A 23,547-nucleotide genomic window follows, 5' to 3' on the forward strand; every position below is an offset into this window, starting at 1 on the left:
AATAGAAGCTATGCATTCATTTTTTCCAAGGTTCTACAATGTGTATCGTTTTATTTGTTGCATCCAACTCTACTTGAACACCGATAGGCATGGTAATCATTGGATGTGTATGACAACAATCGAAGTCAGCTAGAAAAGGAATTCTTTGATTTTGAAGTACTTCTAGTAGTATTTCAAAAGGTTTTCGATTTGTACCACAATCATCAAATTGCTCATGTTTTCCAAGAATGATACCTGAAATTTTATCGAATACACCGTTAATTTTAAGTAATGAAAAGCTTCTTTCAATAGTAGCTGCATCTTTTGAACTGTCCTCAATGAAGAGAATGTCGCCTTCTTGAATATGTGGCATATAGGGGCTACCCCAAATTCCTTGTATCGTGTTTAAATTCCCGCCAATAATACGCCCAGTAGCTTTTCCATCAATTACTGAAATCCAATCGTTTGGTCGAAGTTCTTTCTCCTTCGTCTTTTCTTCCCAATTAATAAATTCATCTGACCAAAATAATGGTTGTTTTATATGATAAGGAAGAGAATGATCATGTAGTAAAGTTTCAGCAAAATATTTGTATGTGCAATCAACAAAAGGTTCAAATTCGCCAAAGGAAGGGACGAGAGCTGGTCCATAAAATGTAGGGATTCCTGTTTTGGCGTAAATTGCTAGTAATAAAGCAGTTGCATCTGAATACCCAATCATTATTTTAGGGTTATTTAGAAAAGCATCATAATCAATATAAGGTAATATTGAATTTGAATTCATCCCACCAATTGTTGACATAATACAAGAAATATTAGGATTTCTTATTAAGACATTTAGCTCCTCAGCACGCTCTTGTATACTACCAGAACGATAAAAATCATATCGACCTGTTAATGAACCTTCTAATATATGAAACCCTTTCTGTTGTAAGTAAGATTTTGCTCGTTCAAATCTTTTTGGAGAAGTGTAGGTTACTGGTGAAGAAGGGGAGTAAATCCCAATTGTGTCTCCGTATTTTAATGATTTTGGAAGTAGCATTTGTATGAATCCCTTCTATTAAATAGTTTATCTCGCTATTTGACGGGTAGCCCGATTGGGGGACTGATTAAAGTTTCGCTTTATTTACGAGATTTTATTATTAAATATTCTTACGTTTCAACATTGTAAGTTTAACATAAATAAATTAAAATAATCATTGCTGTATATGAATAAATATACCTTTTACCTTGACTATATAAAGGAATTGTTGATAAGGTTAAATGTGAGTGTATAAAAGGTTTGCTAAAGGAGTTTTGAAATGAATCGGTTAAAATGGGGAAGGATGACAGTCCTATTAGTCATTATTTTAGGGATATGTTGGTTCTTATTCCAAGGAAATCAAAAGAGCGTAGCGAATGTAGAGGGACAACCTTTGCAAGTGGCAGAACTACCTAAAGCAGGATTTACTGAAAAAGTAGTCCCGCCAAAGTACATCCCACCAGAAATTAACGCAAAAGCAGCTATGATTATCGATGCGAGTGATGGAGATATTATTTATCAATATAATGAAAATGAAGCTTTTGCACCGGCTAGTATGTCTAAGATGATGACAGCGTATCTTCTACTAGAGAGTATACATAACGGGAAAGTTCGCTGGGAAGATCCAGTGAAAATGAGTGCGAAGGCGGCACAAACAGAGGGAGCGAGAATCCCAGTACAAGTTAATGACACATTAACTGTTAAAGATTTATATCATGCATTAATGATTGAGTCAGCTAATAATTCAGCTGTGGCTTTAGCAGAACATATGGCAAAATCGGAGAAAGATTTCGTTCAGCTTATGGATGCAAAAGCGAAACAGTTAAAAATGTCGGAACATGCTAAATTTGCAAATGCTTCTGGATTACAAGAGCCAGATGGAAGTGAAACAAAAATGACGGCTGCTGATGTAGCGCAATTGGCATATCATCTTATAAAAGATTATCCGGAAATATTAGAAGTGACTCACTTACGTCAAAGTCAGCTAGCATTTAATAATATTAATGTTATAAGCACAAACGACATGTTAAATAAAAATAATAAAAGTTTATATATAGAAGGAATGGACGGACTAAAGACTGGATTTACAGATAGTGCAGGATACTGTTTTACTGGGACTGCAAAGCAAGGCGATAATCGAATTATTACAGTGGTCATGGGGACATCAAGTAAAACAAAACGTTTTACAGAGACAAATAAGTTAATGTCGTATGCATTTGGATTAGTTAATTAAGTAAGTAAAATACGAATCTAGATCGCTACATAAGTAAGACTGTTTGTTGTTACTAATTTTAGATAACAACAAACAGTCTTTTTATTTTCATTTTAAAAAGGAAAAAGGGTCTAAATATAAGTGTTATTATTTGAGTTTGTTTGTTGCTGTGATATTATAAAGTTATAAGCTTATTAATAATAAGTTTGAGGGGCGTAATATGATATATACATATGAAATAGCCTCAATTGAAAATTGGAGGGAATTATGATGGCAAAAGATTTTTACTCAGCAATTGAAGACAGAAGATCTATTTATGCGATTAGTAAAGAGCAAGTAGTTTCTGATGAGAAAATTCAAGAAGTGATTTATCATGCTGTAAAACATACACCTTCAGCTTTTAATTCTCAAAGTGCTCGCGTTGTTGTTTTATTAGGAGAACAACATGATAAATTATGGGATATTACGAAAGAAACGTTACGAAAAATTGTACCTGAAAATAACTTTGCACCTACTGAAGAAAAAATGAATGCATTTAAAAGTGGTTATGGAACGGTTTTATATTTTGAAGACAGTGAAGTAGTGGAAAGCCTTCAAGCTAACTTTGCATTATATAAAGATAATTTCCCAACTTGGTCTCAGCAATCATCAGGAATGTTACAATTTGCAATTTGGACAGCTTTAGAAATTGAAGGGTTTGGTGCTACGTTACAGCATTACAATCCGCTAATTGATGAAGAAGTGAGAAAAGAGTGGGATGTTCCAGCAAATTGGAAACTTATTGCGCAAATGCCATTTGGTAAACCGGTAGTACATGCTGGTGAAAAAGAATTCCAACCGCTAGAGGACCGTGTGAAAATTTATAAATAATTTAAAAAGGTGAACAGGAATATAACCTGTTCACCTTTTTTTATACGTAATAAGGGTTTTTTTGTCCTGCATTTTTCATCTGATTTTTTAATTCGTTTTTACGTGTTTCAATAGCTGATACTTTTTGTAATGTTATCATTGAAACGAATTGAATAAAAGCATAGTATAGCTCTATGTTTTTTTGTATTGGATCATCTATTATATTTCTCACAAATATGCCTCCTCTTTTTATTCCAATAAAACTCCGCATTAATGGGCAGCCCGAGTGGTGAGGGTTAATAATTAGCGGAGGATGTATAAAACCCTTCCTGATTAAAGTTTCATTTTATAAGGGAATGAAACTTTAATCAATTCGCTAAAATTATTGTTTATTAAGATATGTATATAACACTATAAATATCCTATAAATTCCATTATGGGAAAAAGAGAACAGTTGATATAGTGTGTGTTTTCTTTAAAGGAGAAATGGCTTTTGTGAAATAAATCTTACAATTCGTCAAATTATTTCAAAATTGTAGATAGTATAGAAATTTAGTTTTCTAAAAATATTATACTATTGATAAATAGAGTGATTTTTGTCATGATGAAAGTATACGTCATGTAAGGAGCTTTATAAGGAAATACATACTTGAGTTTGTATTAGGTTAATAGAGTTTTTTATAATAGATAGAAAAGGGATATTTTATATTAAAATATTAAATAGAATGTCGAATTTTTATGCGATATATAAGAAATTTGAAAAAACCATTGCAAAAACACTATGTTTAATGATAAAGTTCACATGAAGTTCACACGGATTTCACTTTGTTCATTTAAAATGAACTCTGTGTGAAAAATAAAACTCTTGCTAAAAAATGGAACTGGATGAATATTTTACTTTGATAATATTGTAAAGTATTAAAGTTTTAAGTTTTTTTTAAGAGGATAGTAGGGAAAGGAAGTAAAGACAACTTATGAAAAAAGTAATTGCAGGTTTAGCAGCAGCTTCTGTAGCTGGCGTTGCAGTTCCAGGAATGGATTCTGCTCATGCACAAGTTTCAAATGAAGCGCTAAAAGAAATTAATGGACAAACTCAAACTCAAACGACTGTAACTGAAACAAAAACTGTAGAAACAACTTCTGAATTAAAATACACAGTAACTGCTGATGTATTAAATGTTCGTTCAGGTGCTGGTACAGGACATAACGTTATTTCTAAAGTAAAATCAGGCCAAGTGCTACAAGTAGTTGGACAAGAAAATGGTTGGTTCAAAGTAAACGTAAATGGTCAAACAGGTTATGTAAGTGGTGACTTCGTAACGACTGGTGGCAAAACAGGAACGACTGTTCAACAAGGAACAGGTACTTACACAGTAAACGTTTCTTCACTTAACGTACGTACAGGCCCAAGTACATCTCATACAGTATTAGGTTCTGTAAACAAAGGTAAAACAGTACAAGTTGTAGGTGAAGTACAAGATTGGTTTAAAATCAACTTCAATGGTGGAACTGGATACGTAAGCAAAGACTTCGTAACAAAAGGTGGTTCTGCTGTATCTAACGAAACAAAACAACCAACTACAAACAACAATACTACAACAGTTCAAACTGGTGGTTCTTATGTTGTTAACACTGGTGCTTTAAAAGTACGTACAGGCCCAGCTACATACAACGCTGTAATCGGTGGAGTAACAAATGGTAAAGTATTAAACGTTACTGGTGCTGAAAATGGTTGGTACAAAATTAACCATAACGGCCGCACAGGTTACGTAAGTGCAGACTTCGTTAAGTTTGTAAAAGGCGGAGTAAACAACGTTACAAATAACAATAATGTTACAAATAACGTTCAACAACCAGGTAAAGACGTACAAAAACCAACAACAGGTGGAGATACATCTTCAATCGCTGGATTCGCTAGATCTTTAAATGGTTCACCATACAGAACTGCTGGTACAACACCTGCTGGTTTTGACTGCAGTGGATTCATTCACTACGTATTAAATCAAACTGGTCATAAAGGCGCTCGTCAAACAGTTGCTGGATACTGGAGCTCTAAAACAAAAACTAGCAATCCACAACCAGGTGATTTAGTATACTTCCAAAATACTTATAAATCAGGTCCTTCTCACATGGGTGTTTACTTAGGAAACGGTCAGTTCATTAGTGCAGAAACAGATGCAACTGGTGTACGTATTAGTTCTGTAAGTAACTCTTACTGGAGCAAGCACCTATTAGGTTACACAAAAGCATACTAAGAAAAAGTAGTTTTATGTACTTTTCGTATAGAGAAAAGGCTTTCCAAGGAAACTTGGGAAGCCTTTTTATAGTTGAATAAATTGGAAGTTTAATAGTTTTTATTTTAACTTTCCATTTAAAAATCGATCATATAAGTCATGGAAATAGTTAGGACGAAATAAGTTCGCTGCATGTCCCGCTAACGGTATTTCCTTATATAGAACGTTAGGCAAAATAGATTTCAAATCAAATAGACAAGATTTATAGAGATGATCATGCTCTCCCATTACCCATAGTATAGGGTGAGGAAGTGATTTTAATTTAGATTTTAAATCGAATTCTAACCGATGTCGTAATGACTGGGCAATTATGGATGAATGTAATTGTAATCCGAAACGGTAGTAAATATTTCTTGAAATGACTGCGAACGGATTTGCTTTTAGTATACCGCTTGGAAAAATAGTATTTGCGTATTGAGAGAGCCATTTAGAGTATTCATCTCCTCGCTTCTCCCAAAAATTTTGAAATACATTATATAAACGAGAAGGGTTATTGTAATGTCCCCCAATATGACAAATACTTAATACTTTTTCTGGATGCATTTGTGCAAAAATTGTAGAGATGTAACAGCCGTAACTTAGCGCACAAATATGTGCTTTTTTAATGCCTTCTTGTTCATATAAGTTTAATAATTGATCTACGAGGCGCTGTAATGAAAAGTCGATTGCTTCTCCTTTATCATCACCGTGACCTAATAAGTCATAAGTTATAATGTTGTAGGAGGCAGAAAATCGTTTTTGCTCTTTTTTGAAGGCGCGACGATTGCCAACTAATCCATGAATAAAAATAATTGTTTCCTTTTCAGAATGTATATTTGTTTGCAAAAAGGATACTCCTTTCACTAACTGGAGATTTATATCGTGTTTTAAATTATTTATCTATAATTTACATAGAATAATATTAAGTACCAGGTAATAATATCAGATGTTTATATCTGTTGTAAAGATGAGTTTTTATGTATATTTTGTAAAAATAGAAAAAGTGTGTTTACATTCAGTTTACATTTGTATCGTATTCTAATTTTAGAAAGAACAGTTTTGTTTAACATGAGGAGATGAACAGGAATGGAAGTTAGAAATGAAATAAAGAAAAAAGGGAGTTGGAGGCAGTTTTTACGCCTTATTCAAGATACAAATCCTCCGAAAGGAATTTTAGTTTTTGCGTTATTAATGAGTTTGCTTTCTACGGGAGCGAGTTTATTTATTCCTATGCTTACAAAAGGATTAGTAGATAATTTTTCGCTTTCTTCAATTAGTGCAGGACAAATTGTTGGATTAGTTGCTTTCTTTGTAATGCAAACTATTGCGGCAGGGTTGTCTATATATTTACTAAATTATATTGGGCAGAAGATTGTAGCGGGACTAAGAGAACGTTTGTGGAAAAAGGTACTTATCTTGCCGGTATCTTATTACGATCAAAATAGAACAGGTGATACGATTAGCCGTATGACGAATGATACAGGTGTTGTGAAAACGTTAATTTCTGAGCATTTGTCAAACTTATTAACAGGTGGTATTTCAATTGTTGGATCGTTAATTGTATTATTTGTTTTAGATTGGAAAATGACTGCGTTACTTTTAACGGTTATTCCGTTGTCTGTGTTAATTTTAGTTCCACTTGGACGAAAAATGTATAAGATTTCAAAAGCGCTTCAAGATGAAACTGCATCTTTTACAAGTGTGTTAACGCAAGTGTTATCAGAAATTCGTTTAGTGAAATCTTCAAATACAGAAAAGAAAGAATATGAAACGGGTAATACAGGTATACAAAAGTTATTACAATTTGGTTTGAAAGAAGGAAAAGTGCAAGCATTAATTTCGCCAGTTATGTCGTTTGTTTTAATGGCACTACTTGTTATTATCGTAGGGTATGGCGGGATGCGAGTTTCTAGCGGTGCATTAACAACCGGTGAACTTGTAGCGTTTATTTTGTATTTAGTTCAAATTGTAATGCCAATGAGTCAATTATCTATGTTCTTTACACAATTCCAAAAGGCAATTGGTGCAACGGAAAGAATTAGTACGATTTTAGAATATGAAGTAGAAGATCATGAAACTGGTGTGAAAGTGACAAATGCTAAGCAACCGATCGTTCTTGAAAATGTACATTTTGAGTATAACGAAGAAGAGCAAGTTTTGAAAAATATTGATTTCACAATTGAATCTGGAAAAGTGACAGCAATTGTAGGACCAAGTGGTAGTGGGAAAACAACGTTATTCTCATTACTGGAACGTTTTTATGAGCCAACTAGTGGTGCCATTAAATTAGGAAAAGAATTAATTACGAGTTATTCATTAGAGTCATGGCGACGTCAAATCGGTTACGTATCACAAGATAGTCCGTTAATTGATGGAACGATTCGTGATAATATTTGTTACGGCGTTGAGGGCGAAGTAACAGATGAAGAAATTGAAAAAGTAGCAGCAATGGCATATGTTGATGCATTTATTCATGACTTACCAAACGGTTATGCAACAGAAGTTGGAGAACGCGGTGTGAAGCTTTCTGGGGGACAAAGACAGCGAATTGCCATTGCCCGAGCGTTGCTTCGAAATCCGCAAATTCTTATGCTAGATGAGGCGACTTCAAGCTTAGATAGTAAATCTGAGTCTGTCGTTCAAAAAGCGTTAAATAACTTAATGAAAGGCAGAACAACGTTAGTGATTGCGCATAGACTTTCTACTGTTGTAGATGCAGATAAAATTGTCTTTATTGAAAAAGGGAATCTTACAGGTAGTGGTACGCATGATGAATTATTACAGACGCATGATATGTATCGTGAGTTTGCAACGCAACAATTGAAAATTAAAGAGGGTGCATTATAAAATGAATCATCAGCGGGAAGTTTACTCCACTGATGATTCATTTTTAAAAAATATATTAGATGCTAAGTAGAAAGGAAATGGTTCCTTTGATACCTAAAATTTTAATAGTAGATGACGATCCACACATTAGAGAACTCGTTTCGGTATTTTTAGAACGAGAAGGTTTTCAAACATATGAGGCAATTGATGGAGTAGATGCACTTCAGAAAATGGATGACGTAAAAGTCGATATGGTTATTCTTGATATCATGATGCCAAATATGGATGGATTTGATGTATGTTTTGAATTAAGAAAATACTATGATATCCCGGTTCTGATGCTAACTGCCAAAGGGGAAACATCACAAAAAGTAAAAGGATTTCACCTTGGGACAGATGATTATCTTGTAAAACCATTTGACCCTATAGAATTAGTAGTGAGAGTAAAGGCATTATTGAAACGTTACCAAATTACAGTTTCCCAATCGATTCAAGTTGGAAATGTATTATTAAATCGTAAAACATTCGAAGTTACATCTGGAGAACAAACGGTTACATTACCGTTAAAAGAATTTGAGCTGCTCTTTACTTTAGGGTCTAAATCGGGAAGAACTTGTTCGAGAGAGCAATTAATTGAAGAAATATGGGGATATGATTTTGAAGGGAATGAACGTACACTAGACGTTCATATTAATCGGTTACGTGAGAAGTTTCAAGAAGAGCAGTCGAAATTTAGTATTAAAACAATAAGAGGATTAGGGTATCGCTTAGAGGTAAGTAAATGAGAAAAAGAAAACGAATGAGTAAGTTGAAGATGCTGAAAGTATTTGGAGCGGTATTAGCGCTCTTTTCTTTTCTTACTATAATTTGGTCTATCGCATTTTATGTAGCAACTAGTATATTGAATGCTTTTGACGTAAACGTATCGCCGTTTGTTGCTTTTCTAATTAGTGATATGGTCGGTTTTGTCTTTATTATTCTTATTTGGACATTGATTGGAATATTAATGAGACCAAAACGAGAGGCGATGATTTGGACTATTATTGAACCGATACAAAAAATTGCAAAAGGAGACTTCTCCGTAAAAATAAGAAATGAAGAAAAGTATGATGGTGAAATTGGCGTGCTCGTAAAAAGTATAAATGATATGACAGATGAACTGAATACGATGGAGAAAATGAGACAAGAGTTTGTATCGAATGTTTCTCATGAAATACAGTCACCGTTAACTTCTATAAAAGGATTTGCTAGAGCACTACAAGACGATAATCTTTCTGAGGAAAAAAGAAAGCATTATCTTACCATTATTGAAACTGAAACAACGAGATTATCTAAACTAAGTCAAAATTTACTAAAGCTAACTCTTTTAGAATCAGAAGAGTATACACCAGAAAGAGTGAGCTATCGATTAGATCAACAATTAAAGCAAATTGTGTTAAATAGTGAACCACTCTGGGCTGAAAAAGAAATTGAGTTAGAACTAGATTTAGAAAAAGTATATGTTATTGCTGACCAAGAAAGTATGAGTCAAGTGTGGATTAATTTAATTCATAATAGTATTAAATTTACTCCAAGCGGTGGTACGATTACTATTCAGTTAAAGGAACATGAGACAGTAGTGGAAGTGCGTATCCGTGATTCAGGAATTGGTATATCAGAAGAACAGAAACAACATATTTTTGAGCGTTTTTATAAAGCGGATTCTTCACGAAATCGTGCCTATGGAGGAAGTGGCTTAGGTTTAGCTATTGTAAAGAAAGTACTCGACCTTCATCAAGGAGAGATAAAAGTGGAGAGTGAGGAAGGAAAAGGTACTGAATTTATTGTGCGTATGCCGAATCATGAAGAGAAATAGTGTTAGAAGGAGAACCTTCTAACACTATTTCTCTTTAAAAATGCATTTACCGTTACTGCAATTATATTGAAAAGCTTTTCCTTCGCTTTTCATACTCATACACTCCCCTATGCTGGATTTGTTTTTATTTTACATGAATAATGGTAAAAAAATGAAACTTATAAATAAAAACTTTCTATAGTTACCTACAAGTAACCTACGCACATGAAAGTGCATCATTGCCTTTTTACATAAACATAGATACAATTTTAATATAATACATAACTGAGATGATTAAGGAGTGTTATACTTGGCAGAATTATTACAAGGTAAAAATGCTTTAATTACAGGAGCAGGTAGAGGGATTGGTCGCGCTGTAGCAATCGCATTAGCGAAAGAAGGCGTAAATGTAGGCTTATTAGCTCGTTCAGAAGAAAACTTAAAAGCTGTAGCAAAAGAAGTAGAAGCAGAAGGTGTAAAAGCTGTTATTGCAACTGCTGATGTTTCTTCATATGAAGAAGTAACAACTGCGATTGAAACGTTAAAAAATGGTTTAGGATCTATCGATATTTTAATTAATAACGCTGGTATTTCTAAATTCGGTAAGTTTTTAGAACTAGACGTTGCTGATTGGGAAAAAATCATTCAAGTAAACTTAATGGGTGTATACTATGCAACTCGTGCAGCTTTACCGAGCATGATTGAACAACAATCTGGTGATATCATTAACATTTCATCTACAGCAGGACAAAAAGGTGCACCTGTAACAAGTGCATATAGTGCTTCTAAATTTGGTGTCCTTGGCTTAACAGAATCGTTAGCGATGGAAGTTCGCAAACATAACATTCGTGTAACAGCTTTAACTCCAAGTACAGTAGCAACTGATATGGCTGTAGATTTAGGATTAACTGATGGAAACCCTGATAAAGTAATGCAAGCAGAAGATATTGCAGAATTTATCGTAGCGCAGCTGAAATTAAATAAACGTACATTTATTAAATCTGCTGGGCTTTGGTCTACTAATCCATAGGAATTAAATTTAACTTTAAAAGAAGGGATATCTATTCTGTAAGGGGTAGATGTCCTTTCTTTATTTTTTGTATTCGAGACAGAATTTTCGGTATAATTAAAAGTGAATGGTAGAAAGCATTGGGAAATTGAAAGGGATGGCAGTTGTAAAAGAGTGATGTAAGGAGGAACAAGGGATGAAAAAGAAGTTTCAAAAATTATAACATGTATCGTGTATAACGAGATTAGCTCGTGGACCTCCAATATACATAACACTATATTATATATTAAAAAATTGGAGGATATAAATAGATGAGAACTGAAAAAGAAATGTTAGACGTAATTATAAATATAGCAAAAGAGGATGAAAGAATTCGAGCAGTTATCATGAATGGATCGCGTGTAAATCCAAATGTGAAAAGAGATTGTTTTCAAGACTATGATATTATGTATGTTGTAAATGATATACAATCTTTTACGTCTAATCATAATTGGGTTCATAGATTTGGAGAAATAATGATAGTACAAATGCCAGAAGAAATGTCGTTAGTTCAACCAGATGAAGATGGGAAGTTTCCATATTTAATGCAGTTCATGGATGGGAATCGGATTGATTTAACGCTAGTTCCAGTTGAGTTAATAAAAAAGTTCGTTGGACAAGATAGTTTAAGTAAACTGCTTCTTGATAAAGATAATTGTATGGAAGGATTCCCGCCAGCAAGCGATAAGGATTACTTAATAAAAAAGCCTACAGAAAAAGAGTTTTTGGATTGCTGTAATGAATTTTGGTGGTGTAGTACAAATGTGGCAAAAGGGTTATGGAGAGATGAACTTTCTTATGCAAAAGGAATGCTTGAAGGACCAGTGCGAGATATGTTCATCGTAATGCTAGAATGGCATATTGGTATGAAAACAGACTTTACAGTTAATACAGGGAAGTTTGGAAAGCATTTCGAGCAATATATTGAAGAAGATATGTGGGAGCAATTTAAAAGGACATTTTCTAATGCTGAATATGAAAACATATGGGAGTCATTCTTTGTCATGAGTGATTTATTTAGGGAAGTGGCGAACGAAATCGCTAACACGTATGAATATCAATATCCGCAAGAAGATGATGATAAAGTGACGAACTATTTAAAACATGTGAAAGCTTTGCCAAAAGATAGTACATCAATTTATTAATAATATAAAGTAGTAAGGCTGTCCTAATTAAGGACAGTCTTATTTTTGTTTATGAATAACAATTTCTCTAACAAAGTGCAGATGAATCACATATGAAAATTTAGGGAGGTTTTTTATCATGTATTATTTTTATTCGCCAGAAATGTTTGCTCCATATCAATGGGGACTAGAACGAGATGTTTCGTATGCTTATATGCCATATAACTCATTTTATTATGGAGATTATATAAGCGCATTGCCATACGCATATATCCCTCAAAGCTATGAAGTACAAATGAAAGCAGATGATCGTGGATCGTGGACACCATTTACATGGGTTGAAAAATATGCGTACGCATTTTCAGGACCGTATAATAAAGCGGAAGTAGCTCTTACATTTGATGATGGACCAGATTCAGAATTCACGCCAAAAATATTAGATAAGTTAAAACAACATAATGTAAAAGCTACTTTTTTCTTACTTGGTGAAAACGCAGAAAAATTTCCGAATGTAGTAAAGCGTATTGCAAATGAAGGGCATGTAATTGGTAATCATACGTACAGTCATCCGAATTTAGCGAAAGTAAATGACGCTGAGTACCGTAATCAAATTATAAAAACGGAAGAAATATTAAAACGTTTAGCCGGCTATGCCCCTAAATTTATACGTCCACCGTATGGTGAAATACTTGAAAATCAATTGAATTGGGCAACTGAGCAAAATTTTATGATTGTACAGTGGAGTGTTGATACAGTTGATTGGAAAGGTGTAAGTGCCGATACGATTACAAATAATGTGTTAGGGAATTCATTTCCAGGTAGTGTCATACTGCAGCATTCTACTCCAGGTGGGCATTTACAAGGATCTGTTGATGCACTAGACAAAATCATTCCGCAGTTAAAAACGAAAGGGGCACGTTTTGTAACACTTCCAAGTATGTTCCAGACATCAAAAGAAAGAAAGTGAATGTGTTATAAATTGGAAAAATAAGGGTTGTGTCGTATAATGAAAGTGTAAGTTAGGGGGGGATATAATTGATTGATGCACTAGTAAACATAGGAATAAGCATATTGATTGGTATTATTTTTATACTTGCGGCAATTATTCTTCAAAAAAATCCACCGACCGATATTAATGCGGCATATGGTTATCGTACGAAACGATCTATGAAAAATAAGGAATTATGGGATGTGGGTAACAGGTATAGTGCAGAAGTGATGAAGCAAAACGGATTTATCATGATGTTAATTGGAAGTGTTATTAGTATACTGTTTAGATATCCACATACAATAATAGTGATTATAGTGGTTATGCTGTTATTAATGATTCGTTTATTTATACAAGTAGAGAGTAGATTAAAAATCCTTGAACAATAATAAAAAATAGGACTCTACGCAATATTATGCTAGGAGTCCTATTTTATTTATAAACTATTATTTTTTAATAATTCTTTTCCTTGCTCTATAACAAATTCATAGTATGCAAGATCATACGGATAAATATCTTCAAATGTTATCGTAATCGGTGTATTGTTTAAGACTGAAATAGTCGTTAAAGATGAAATCTCTCCTTTTAATAGTTGTAGAAAAGAAGTTGCATGTACTTTCATCACATCGTCTACTTCTTCACCTGGTGCGAATGGAAGTGGATTGATGACGTTGTGAAAATACATATGACAAAACTCGCGATCAGTAAGATTTGAAATTTCATAATCTATTTTAAAGATTCCCTTGTATGTTAAATCATTAGTTTGAAAGGAAAGCCCTAATTCTTCCTCAATTTCACGAAGACCACCAATTTGTACATCTTCATCATGCATAATATGTCCAGCTGAAGTAATATCCCATATACATGGAGCTTCTTTTTTATTTTTAGAGCGTAACTGGAAATATAAGAATATATCTTTAGCATCTTTTTCTACAAACCAACAGTGAAATGTTTCGTGCCAATCACCGTCACGATGCACTTCATCGCGTAATTTCTTCCCAAGTGTATTTCTTTCAGAATCAAATATTGTTAACCACTCTGTCATTTTAATTCCCCTTTCTGCAAATTTTATTATACAATATTTGTATTGAATTTTGGGAAAATAAAGAAAAAGGGGCGATTATAAGTGAAGATAGAGCGTATGGAAATAAAATCGATTATTTCAACAGAGGAAGAGTTACGAAAAATATTGGGGCAGCCAAGTGAGCGAGCATTGAAAAAAGTTATTTCATCATTAGACCACCATTGTGTAGATTTCCTTTCTAAATCTCCTTTTCTAGTATTATCTACTGCAAATAAGTTGGGGGAGTGTGACGCCTCGCCGAGAGGAGACGCACCTGGATTTGTATACGTACTCAATAATAATAAAATTATCATTCCAGAAAGACCAGGAAATCGTCGTATAGACTCCATTTTGAATATTATTTCAAATCCACGTGTAGGACTAATCTTTTTTATTCCAGGTCTTGGGGAGACACTCAGAATAAATGGCCGAGCGTATATTACAAACGACGAAGAAATTTTGAAAGAAATGCAGGCGAATGGACGCAATCCGTTACTTGGAATTGTTGTTGAAATAGAAGAGTGTTACATTCATTGTGCAAAAGCGTTTATTCGTTCTAAGATGTGGGAATCAGAATCTTGGTTAAATAAAAAAGAGTTACCTTCAGCAGCAAAAATGTTGCTGGAGCATGCGAAAGTGAATACTTCAGAAGAAGATGTTGCACGTTCTTTAGAAGAAAGTTATACAAAAAGATTGTATTAAAAATTTTATTAATATAGCTTTGTAGAGCGGATGTGTACGGGTTTTAGAATGGGGGATTTATCCCGCATTAACGGGCGGTAAGACCCCTACCTCAAAATTCAGCGAAAACAAAGAAGTCAGGTGGGGATCAACTGCCCGTAAAAGCCCGATTGGTGAAGGCTAATAATCAGTGGGGATAAACAAAATCCCCACTGATTAAAGTTTCACTTTATATATGAACCGTTGATTTATAAACTGGAGAAATGACAAAATAGGTAAATTGAGTGACAGTTGCATAATGCTATTGTGAAATATAATAAAAAATTATTTTGAAAATAGTTAGTAAAAATAGGCTTGCTTTTTAAAAAGTTGATAACTATAATAAGTTAACAAATAGACATGAACGAAAAAGTAATGATAAGGACACGAAATCATTTTTACGGTTTACAGAGAGGGAAGTCAAGGGTGTGAGCTTCCTAACACGAGAAATGGTTTTACCACCTTTGAACTTCAATAGTGAACGAGTAATCTAGTAATTATTGACGGTATCAGCCGTTATCTGAACTTGAGCAATCTAGGGAGAAATACGTCTAGATTGGAACAAGGGTGGAACCACGAAAACACATTCGTCCCTTTCCTAGGGATGAGTGTGTTTTTTTACGGATTTAGAGATTGAAAATTTAAAATAATTAAAAAATAGTATTGATTTTGTTTTTTATGCGAGTATAATGAGTTAACAAATAAACATGAACGAAAAAGTAACGATAAGGACAAGAAATCATTTTTACGGTTTACAGAGAGGGAAGCCAAGGGTGTGAGCTTCCTAACACGAGAAATGATTTTACCACCTTTGAACTTCAATAGTGAACGAGTAATCTAGTAATTATTGACGGTATCAGCCGTTATCTGAACTTGAGCAATCTAGGGAGAAATACGTCTAGATTGGAACAAGGGTGGAACCACGAAAACACATTCGTCCCTTTCCTAGGGATGGGTGTGTTTTTTTTATTACTTGGAAGGGAGGTGCGGTAACATGAAACGATTTATAAGTACGGAAATAACCACCACCTGCATGACAAAAAAGCAGAATAAGGTGATTTATAGGTGTAACAATTAAACTTTTAGGAGGAGATTAGAAGATGAATAACGTTATAAATGTTGGAGTATTAGGTTTAGGTACGGTCGGAAGTGGTGTTGTTCATATTTTGAAAGAACATTATAAAAAAATCGCTCTTGATACAGGATACGAAGTGAAAGTGAAAACAGTCGTTGTACGTGATTTGGAAAAAGAACGCGATGTTTGTATTGACGGGATTGCAGTAACAAGTCATGCAGATGAAGTTCTAAATGATTCGAATATTGATATTGTAGTAGAGGTAATGGGCGGAATTGAAGAAGCGAAGCAGCATATTGTTAAGGCTTTACGAAATAAGAAACATGTCGTGACAGCAAATAAAGATTTAATGGCTGTATACGGTGCAGAGCTTCTTCAACTGGCGAACGATAATGATTGTGATTTATGTTATGAAGCGAGCGTAGCAGGCGGTATTCCAGTGTTAAGAGGACTAACTGACGGGCTAGCATCAGATCAAATTGAAAAAATAATGGGAATTGTAAATGGTACAACAAATTATATGTTAACAAAAATGAGTCAAAATGGATGGTCTTATGAAGAGGCTTTACAGGAAGCGCAAAAATTAGGTTTTGCAGAATCGGATCCGACAGCAGATGTAGATGGACTAGATGCGGCGAGAAAGGTAGCAATTCTTGCAAACTTAGGTTTTTCGATGAATGTTTCATTAGATGATGTGCAAGTAAGAGGGATTCGAAAGGTCGAAAAAGAAGATTTACAAATGGCTGAAAAGTTAGGATTTACTATGAAGTTAATTGGGAAAGCAGAAAAACAAGGATCAGCCATTCATTTAAGTGTAGAACCGACGCTTTTACCGAGCCAGCATCCATTATCAAATGTGAATAATGAATTTAATGCAGTATATGTTCACGGTCAAGCGGTAGGAGAAGTAATGTTTTACGGACCTGGAGCTGGAAAGTTGCCAACTGGTTCTGCTGTAGTAAGTGATATTATTTCCATCGTTAAAAATATGAATCAAGTGCCGAAAAATAAAAGTGCGTTAAAAGAACCAGTTCCTTATGAATTACAAGGTGATGAAGAAGTAGTTTCGAAATATTTCTTGCGTATTTCATTACGAGATGAGCCTGGGATGTTACAAAAAATAACAGAATGTTTCGTTAATTACTCTGTAAGTTTAAAAGAAGTTATTCAATTACCTTTAAACCGTGAACTGGCAGAAGTTGTTGTTGTGACACATCGAACTTCCAAGTATCAATTCGAACGAGTTTTAGGAGCGATAGAAGCTGTCGCAAGTGAAATAAACAGTTACTACATTATTGAGGAGGAAAAACAATATGTATAAAGGACTATTGAAACAATATGCTTCTTATTTACCGGTGAATGAAAACACACCTGATGTCAGTTTAATGGAAGGAAATACACCTCTTATTCCGTTATTAAATATATCAAAGCAATTAGGGATTCAGCTATATGGTAAGTACGAAGGAGCGAATCCGACAGGTTCTTTTAAAGATCGTGGTATGGTGATGGCAGTTGCTAAGGCGAAAGAAGAAGGTTCAGAAGCAATCATTTGTGCATCAACAGGTAATACATCAGCATCAGCTGCAGCATATGCGGCACGTCTTGGGATGAAATGTATAATCGTAATCCCTGAAGGAAAGATTGCGCATGGAAAATTAGCGCAAGCGGTCGCTTATGGAGCTGAAATTATCTCAATAGAAGGGAATTTCGATGATGCACTTAAGGCTGTAAGAAATATTGCTGCAGAAGAGCCGATTACATTAGTAAATTCAGTGAATCCTTATCGAATTGAAGGACAAAAAACGGCAGCATTTGAAATTTGTGACCAATTGCAAAATGCACCAGATGTTCTAGCTATCCCTGTTGGGAACGCAGGGAATATTACAGCATATTGGAAAGGCTTCTGTGAATATGAGAAAGAAAAAGGTTATAAGAAGCCAAGAATTCATGGCTTTGAAGCAGAAGGAGCAGCGGCAATTGTAAAAGGGCATGTAATTGAAGAGCCTGAAACAATTGCAACAGCAATTCGCATTGGTAACCCAGCAAGTTGGTCGTATGCAGTAGAGGCTGCCGAGCAGTCTTGTGGTGAAATAGATATGGTATCAGATGAAGAAATTTTACATGCGTATAGGTTATTGGCAAAAACTGAAGGAGTTTTCGCTGAACCAGGATCAAATGCTTCATTAGCTGGCGTAATTAAACATGTTAAATCTGGAAAAATCAAAAAGGGAGAAACAGTTGTTGCAGTATTAACTGGAAATGGTTTGAAGGATCCTGATATCGCTATTTCTTCAAATCAACTAGACATCGCAAGTTTGTCAAATGATATAGAACAGATTAAAGATCATATTAAAGGGGTGATTATGTCGTGATACCATTAAGTGTTCGTGTCCCTGCTAGTACGGCAAATGTTGGTCCTGGATTTGATTCAGTTGGAATAGCTTTGTCATTGTATTTAGATGTGGTGGTTAAAGAAAAAGCTGATAAATGGCAAGTAATCCATTCCTTTGAAGAATCAATTCCGACAGACGATAAAAATTTAATCGTTAGCACGGCATGTAAAGTCTGTCCTTCTATATCACCCCATATAATAGAAGTTACTAGTAATATCCCATTAACAAGAGGGCTAGGAAGTAGTGCATCAGCGATTGTAGCTGGGATAGAACTTGCGAATCAACTAGGCAATTTGAACTTAACTGCTGATCAAAAAGTTCAAATTGCTACAAATTTTGAAGGACATCCTGATAATGTTGCTGCTTCTATATTAGGTGGAACTGTAATCGGAGCACTTGATGGAAAGGATATTTCCGTCGTAAGAATTGAGAGCAAGGAGTTAGGGGTAATTTCTCTTATTCCGAATGAAGAATTAAATACAGATGAAAGTCGATCTGTATTACCAAAGATGTTTCCGTTTCATGAGGCAGTTAAAGCTAGTGCGATAAGTAACGTATTAGTAGCTGCATTATGTCAAAAGCGGTGGGAAGTTGTAGGTGAAATGATGGAGAGAGACCATTTTCACGAGCCATATCGTTTAGAACTCGTACCGTTATTACCATCTATTCGTAAATGCGCAAAAGAATTTGGTGCGTACGGTACAGCACTTAGCGGTGCGGGACCATCTATTTTTATATTAACGCCATATGAGAAACGTCAAGAAATCGCTGAGCAATTAGCGAGAGTATTTACAGATATGAAAGTATGTGAGCTTGAAATCGACCATAAAGGGATTATTGTAAATAAGGAAGAGCATATTGGATCGTAAAGAAAGCTGGCATGGCTAGCTTTCTTTACGTTGCAAACCTATTTTAAATTAGGTTTTTTCGGAAAAAAATATAAAACAAATGTTGATTTTGAATAATGTAAGTAAAGAGTGCATTCATTTTGGAGGTGATTAAATGAATAAAGAGTCACCAGAAGAAAAAAGAGAGCGTATGAGACAAAGTGAATTAAAAAGTAATCCTACGGGTTCTTTACATGACGGACTCAATAGAGCGGAAACAGGTAGTCCAGTTGATATAGCAGGCGGTATGAATTGAAAAGGTACAGGGATAATCATTTTAGTACTACTTTTAGGATACATTGTATACACTTATTTTTTCAGTTAAAGAATGCTTGTTAAAATTTTGATTTGTTTAGTTTCATGATTGTTGAGAAAAAATGCAGTTACTGTATTACATATCTTCTAAGCAAGTTATAGTTGTTCATATCAACTTTTAATAATCCAAATAGAGCTAGCAAAATGCTAGCTCTATTATTTTTTGCCACATTCCTGTAACAAACCACCTGTATATTCATTGGTGGAGGTGCAGAGGATGAAAAAAATGATAGCGATATGTCTTCTAACAACTATGCCATTTTCGACTTTAGTCGGTTGTGACGTAAAAGGTAGTAATGCTGTACAAGAGTCTAAAATAAAGAAATCGACGTATAAAGATTTTACTTATGATGTAAATCCAGAAACATTCACATTAACTGTAGAACATGAGGGGGTAAAGGAACAGGCATCACGACCCCTACCGAAAATGAAGGTATCGAATGTAAAAAAAGAAAAGGATCGTACATCGTGGGAATATCCAGATCAAAAAGTAAAAATAAAATTAGAAAAGAAAAAAGACCACTTAAACATTGAAGTGGAATCGACTGGTGCAGAAAGCTTTACATGGCCGAAAGTAGAAGCTGAAAATTATACACTTCCGTTATGGGAGGGTAAGCAAATTCCGAGCAATGATGAGAATTGGAAGAAGTTTTTAAAGGATGATGCATATTCATTTGCTGAATCATTTTCTATGAAGTTTTTCGCATTAAATGGTTCGAAATATTCAATTGTATATATTGCAAACAATATGTTTAATAATGAATTGAAGTTTCATTCGGATCCGAAAATAGGATTTGATTTTACACATGAATTTCCGAGCATAAATAAAAATAAAACATATGGATTTCAATTATATGTGACAAATAATGATGCGGTAAGCATTGCTAAACTGTATAAGGATGATATTGTTCGAAAAGGTGAATTTAAAACATTACAAGAAAAGGCTAGAAAAAATAAAGAAATCGAAAAGTTATATGGAGCGGCGCATTTTTATTTTTGGAATCAAAATGGTCTATCAGAAAATAATATAAATTGGCCAAAACTAAGGGAGCAAATAAATAGCCCGCTGTTTAGTCATATAAAAGAACTTATTCAAAAGAATAGTTCAGAGCCTGGGGAACTGAATGTATTAGATCAAGTAAGTAAACAAGATTTCATTGATAAGTATCAAAAAAATGTTATTTTACGTTATATAAACGAAGTATTATCCATGAAGGAATTTTATAAAGAGGATATTTTTCAAAACGTTGATCAGGAAGCTAGTGTGCTATTAAAGAAAGGTGTAGGTCACTTAACGAACACAGAATTGTATAGCTTAAATAAGCATTTATTAAAGTCGCTACTTGGTGATGCGGTTGAAGAGGTAAGTAAATGGGGTAATGCAGATGGAACGGACATACTAAAGGAAATGAAAGAGGTAGGAATAGAAAAAGCGTGGATTGGTCTGCCGAACTGGGAACAAGGATTTATGCAACCTAATTTCGTGACAAAAGCGAAGGAAATGGGGTATTTAGTTGGTCCGTATGATTCATATCATTCCATTCACGAAAAAAGTGATAAAAATTGGAACACAGCATCCTTTAATGACCCATCATTATATGAAGAGGCTACTGTAACGAAGAAAAACGGAGAAAAGGTGCAAGGCTTTTTAGGCAGAGGTCGCAAGTTAAACCCGACTTTATCGCTGCCTAGTGTAAAGGAACGCATGAATGATATATTACAAAATGGTCCTAAATATAATTCATGGTTTATTGATTGTGATGCGACAGGTGAAATTTACGATGACTATTCAGCGAAACATATAACGACACAAGAGCAAGATTTAAAAGCACGTTTAAAACGAATGGACTACATTGCGCAAGAAAAGGGTATGGTTGTTGGTTCTGAAGGTGGAAATGATTTTGCTAGTAGTACGATTGCATTTGCACACGGAATTGAAACACCTGTTATTAAATGGGACGATGAAGATATGCGGAAAAATAAAACAAGTCCGTATTATGTCGGTGGATATTGGTCACCAAATCAAAATGTTCCCGAAAAATATGCAAAACAAGTACCATTGAAAGAAGAATATAAACAAGTGTATTTAAACCCAGTATATTCGGTACCATTATATAAATTAGTATACAATGATTCCGTTATTACAACGCACCATTGGGAATGGGGAAGTTTAAAGGTAAAAGATGAAGTTGGAAATCGAATGCTGTCTGAATTATTGTATAATGTTCCTCCGTTGTACCATTTAGATGAAGTAGAGTGGAATAAGCATAAAAAAGAAATTACAGAACATCTAAAAGTTTGGAATGAAGTTCATGAAAAAGCAGTAAAAGAAGAGATGACGAATTTTGCGTATTTGTCAGAAGATAAGCTAGTACAATCTGTTTCTTATGGAAAAAATATTAAAATCATTGTGAACTTCTCAAATGAAGACATGGAAGTAGAAAAAACGAAAATAAAAGCAAAGTCGGCTTTTATTGATAATCAGGGGAAGAAAAGCATGTATACGCCGTTTGAGAAATAATAACGTGAAATATACTGTATTCATAGAGGTTTTATCATTAGCTGGACTCTTTATTCATATCGTTTATCTGGAAAAAGATATCCTAATTTAAAATGAAAGAGTTAATGAATTTATAAATTTGCATGTTGCGAAGTGCTAAATTTTTGAAATTGGTAAATAGTGACTTGCCAAAAATAAGTACGAGAGTATAATGTGAAATGGAATACATATTGGGTTTTAGTAGTAACCTTACAAAATTGTAAGGTTAATGAAAGGAAATTCAATATGAAGATAAATAGACTTACATTATACTTGGTAAAGAGAAAGAGAGGCGAATGGGTATGAGCTCTGAATTAGAACAAAATACGAGAAGTAATAAAAAGCGTTCTAAAAGAAAGTCAATAAAATGGTTCATATTAATTCCATTTTTCCTACTTATTTTTGGAGGAGTAGGATATGGTTCGTTTATATATAATAAAGCAAAAGCTGTTGTAAATGATGCGTATGCGAAAATTGAAAAGTCATCAAAGCGTGATAAAGAAGTTGAACCTTTAAAGGATAATATTTCAATATTAATCATGGGTGTAGATGGAAGTGAAATGAGAAAAAGCCAATATGGCGAAGCAGTTCGAACAGATGCACTTTTATTAGCAACAATTAATAAAGATGATAAGTCTGTTAAGCTAGTAAGTATTCCACGTGATTCACGTGTTTATATTCCAACTAGAAAAAAATTAGATAAAATTACTCATGCTCACGTATTTGGTGGCGTAGAAAGCACACGCGATACGGTGGAAAGATTCTTAAATGTCCCTGTTGATTATTATGTGAAGTTTAACTTTGAATCATTCGTACAAATTGTCGATTCAATTGGTGGTATTGATATTGATGTACCAGTTACTTTCACTGAACAAGATAGTAAAGACCAAGCTGGTATGATCCATTTAGAAAAAGGTTACCAACATTTAAATGGAGAACAAGCACTTGCACTTGCAAGAACGCGTAAAATTGATAGTGACGCAATGCGTGGACAGAGACAGCAACTTGTAATAGAAGCAATTGCTAAAAAAGCGATGTCTGTTCAATCAATTAGCAAAATGGGCTCTTTACTAGATGCGGTTGATAAAAATATGAAAACGAACTTAACATTTGACGATATGCTTGCCATTACAAAAAATATGGCAGGATCTAATTTGGAAATGGAAAAATTGCAAATAGAAGGCACAGATAAACGTATCGGTGGTATTTATTATTACATTCCAAATGAAAAAAATGTAAAAGATATTTCAAAAAAATTAAATGATCATTTAGGTGTAACGCCAAAATCAGTCCGAAATGAATAATAAAAAAAGATTGGCTTTTGCCAATCTTTTTTTTTGGAATGTATTTGTAACTTTTCTGTAACGATTTTTTAGTTTAGAAAAATTATACTCATATGTATG

The 23,547-nt window shown here is 34.1% G+C and carries 20 protein-coding genes, 2 pseudogenes and 2 other annotated features; of the genes and pseudogenes, 17 read left to right on the top strand and 5 right to left on the bottom strand.

Annotated elements, in window-relative coordinates; all coding sequences use genetic code 11:
- Positions 1-16: 16 nt before the first annotated feature.
- Positions 17-1,018: a S66 family peptidase gene (locus GD442_RS09185; RefSeq protein ID WP_017656796.1), complete on the bottom strand. Its 1,002-nt coding sequence runs from the start codon at positions 1,016-1,018 to the stop codon at positions 17-19.
- A 259-nt stretch (positions 1,019-1,277) separates the two neighbouring features.
- Here GD442_RS09185 and GD442_RS09190 point away from each other — a divergent pair, with 259 nt between their 5' ends.
- Positions 1,278-2,231, top strand: coding sequence for a D-alanyl-D-alanine carboxypeptidase family protein (locus GD442_RS09190; protein ID WP_001080878.1), 954 nt, complete (start codon positions 1,278-1,280; stop codon positions 2,229-2,231).
- A gap of 246 nt (positions 2,232-2,477) precedes the next feature.
- Positions 2,478-3,080: a nitroreductase family protein gene (locus tag GD442_RS09195; protein WP_002164567.1), complete on the top strand. Its 603-nt coding sequence runs from the start codon at positions 2,478-2,480 to the stop codon at positions 3,078-3,080.
- Between the two features lie 40 nt (positions 3,081-3,120).
- Here the strand turns inward: GD442_RS09195 and GD442_RS09200 are convergent, their stop codons facing one another.
- Complete coding sequence (locus tag GD442_RS09200) at positions 3,121-3,291, bottom strand: hypothetical protein (protein ID WP_001244279.1); 171 nt, start codon at positions 3,289-3,291, stop codon at positions 3,121-3,123.
- A gap of 742 nt (positions 3,292-4,033) precedes the next feature.
- Between GD442_RS09200 and entFM the strand changes: the two genes are divergently transcribed.
- Positions 4,034-5,314: an enterotoxin EntFM gene (entFM, locus tag GD442_RS09205; RefSeq protein ID WP_000755521.1), complete on the top strand. Its 1,281-nt coding sequence runs from the start codon at positions 4,034-4,036 to the stop codon at positions 5,312-5,314.
- Positions 5,315-5,413: 99 nt separating this feature from the next.
- On the opposite strand, the gene GD442_RS09210 is transcribed toward entFM, so the two are convergent.
- Positions 5,414-6,178 carry an alpha/beta fold hydrolase gene (locus GD442_RS09210; protein ID WP_001194306.1) on the bottom strand — a complete coding sequence of 255 codons (765 nt, stop codon included), beginning with the start codon at positions 6,176-6,178 and terminating at the stop codon, positions 5,414-5,416.
- Positions 6,179-6,418: 240 nt separating this feature from the next.
- On the opposite strand from GD442_RS09210, the gene GD442_RS09215 reads away from it, so the two are divergent.
- The 3 genes from GD442_RS09215 to hitS all read left to right on the top strand — a co-directional run bounded on the left by GD442_RS09215 (position 6,419) and on the right by hitS (position 10,013).
- Entirely contained in the window at positions 6,419-8,179 is a 1,761-nt protein-coding gene (locus tag GD442_RS09215; protein ID WP_098214176.1) for an ABC transporter ATP-binding protein, read from the top strand.
- Between the two features lie 86 nt (positions 8,180-8,265).
- Entirely contained in the window at positions 8,266-8,943 is a 678-nt protein-coding gene (gene hitR / locus GD442_RS09220) for an envelope stress response regulator transcription factor HitR (protein WP_000612414.1), read from the top strand.
- Positions 8,940-10,013: an envelope stress sensor histidine kinase HitS gene (gene hitS / locus GD442_RS09225; RefSeq protein ID WP_001231621.1), complete on the top strand. Its 1,074-nt coding sequence runs from the start codon at positions 8,940-8,942 to the stop codon at positions 10,011-10,013. The genes hitR and hitS overlap by 4 nt, the downstream gene beginning before the upstream one ends.
- A gap of 24 nt (positions 10,014-10,037) precedes the next feature.
- On the opposite strand, the pseudogene GD442_RS28495 reads toward hitS, so the two are convergent.
- Positions 10,038-10,106: pseudogene (locus tag GD442_RS28495) on the bottom strand (DUF3139 domain-containing protein); the annotation flags it as partial.
- A 196-nt stretch (positions 10,107-10,302) separates the two neighbouring features.
- Here GD442_RS28495 and GD442_RS09230 point away from each other — a divergent pair.
- From GD442_RS09230 to GD442_RS09245, 4 genes are all read left to right on the top strand, one after another.
- Positions 10,303-11,022 carry a 3-ketoacyl-ACP reductase gene (locus GD442_RS09230; protein ID WP_000818985.1) on the top strand — a complete coding sequence of 240 codons (720 nt, stop codon included), beginning with the start codon at positions 10,303-10,305 and terminating at the stop codon, positions 11,020-11,022.
- Between the two features lie 290 nt (positions 11,023-11,312).
- The gene (locus tag GD442_RS09235) at positions 11,313-12,185 is read left to right on the top strand and encodes an aminoglycoside 6-adenylyltransferase (RefSeq protein ID WP_098214175.1); all 873 of its coding nucleotides are present in this window, start codon (positions 11,313-11,315) and stop codon (positions 12,183-12,185) included.
- Between the two features lie 118 nt (positions 12,186-12,303).
- Positions 12,304-13,131: a peptidoglycan-N-acetylglucosamine deacetylase gene (locus GD442_RS09240; RefSeq protein WP_000291203.1), complete on the top strand. Its 828-nt coding sequence runs from the start codon at positions 12,304-12,306 to the stop codon at positions 13,129-13,131.
- A gap of 71 nt (positions 13,132-13,202) precedes the next feature.
- Positions 13,203-13,541: an SdpI family protein gene (locus tag GD442_RS09245; protein ID WP_159365240.1), complete on the top strand. Its 339-nt coding sequence runs from the start codon at positions 13,203-13,205 to the stop codon at positions 13,539-13,541.
- Between the two features lie 47 nt (positions 13,542-13,588).
- On the opposite strand, the gene GD442_RS09250 is transcribed toward GD442_RS09245, so the two are convergent.
- Positions 13,589-14,197: an NUDIX hydrolase gene (locus GD442_RS09250; protein WP_000141376.1), complete on the bottom strand. Its 609-nt coding sequence runs from the start codon at positions 14,195-14,197 to the stop codon at positions 13,589-13,591.
- A gap of 81 nt (positions 14,198-14,278) precedes the next feature.
- On the opposite strand from GD442_RS09250, the gene GD442_RS09255 reads away from it, so the two are divergent.
- From GD442_RS09255 to GD442_RS09285, 7 genes and pseudogenes are all read left to right on the top strand, one after another.
- Positions 14,279-14,917, top strand: coding sequence for a pyridoxamine 5'-phosphate oxidase family protein (locus GD442_RS09255; RefSeq protein ID WP_065223528.1), 639 nt, complete (start codon positions 14,279-14,281; stop codon positions 14,915-14,917).
- 384 nt (positions 14,918-15,301) lie between these two features.
- Positions 15,302-15,533 (top strand) — a binding site (T-box leader).
- A 115-nt stretch (positions 15,534-15,648) separates the two neighbouring features.
- Positions 15,649-15,880, top strand: a binding site (T-box leader).
- Between the two features lie 155 nt (positions 15,881-16,035).
- A complete protein-coding gene (locus GD442_RS09260) occupies positions 16,036-17,331 on the top strand; it encodes a homoserine dehydrogenase (protein ID WP_016124457.1) in 1,296 nt (431 codons plus the stop codon).
- Positions 17,324-18,382 carry a threonine synthase gene (gene thrC, locus GD442_RS09265; RefSeq protein ID WP_000276434.1) on the top strand — a complete coding sequence of 353 codons (1,059 nt, stop codon included), beginning with the start codon at positions 17,324-17,326 and terminating at the stop codon, positions 18,380-18,382. Before GD442_RS09260 ends, thrC begins: the two co-directional genes overlap by 8 nt.
- On the top strand, positions 18,379-19,272 hold the full coding sequence (gene thrB, locus GD442_RS09270; RefSeq protein ID WP_000612682.1) for a homoserine kinase: 894 nt from the start codon (positions 18,379-18,381) through the stop codon (positions 19,270-19,272). Before thrC ends, thrB begins: the two co-directional genes overlap by 4 nt.
- Positions 19,273-19,405: 133 nt before the next feature.
- Positions 19,406-19,615 (top strand): annotated as a pseudogene (locus GD442_RS09275) (DUF6366 family protein).
- A 207-nt stretch (positions 19,616-19,822) separates the two neighbouring features.
- On the top strand, positions 19,823-22,126 hold the full coding sequence (locus GD442_RS09280) for a glycoside hydrolase (RefSeq protein ID WP_000738105.1): 2,304 nt from the start codon (positions 19,823-19,825) through the stop codon (positions 22,124-22,126).
- Between the two features lie 320 nt (positions 22,127-22,446).
- Complete coding sequence (locus GD442_RS09285; protein ID WP_002182662.1) at positions 22,447-23,448, top strand: LCP family protein; 1,002 nt, start codon at positions 22,447-22,449, stop codon at positions 23,446-23,448.
- Positions 23,449-23,547 lie beyond the last annotated feature (99 nt).

The organism is Bacillus sp. A260 (assembly GCF_009861435.1).
Lineage (GTDB): Bacteria > Bacillota > Bacilli > Bacillales > Bacillaceae_G > Bacillus_A > Bacillus_A cereus.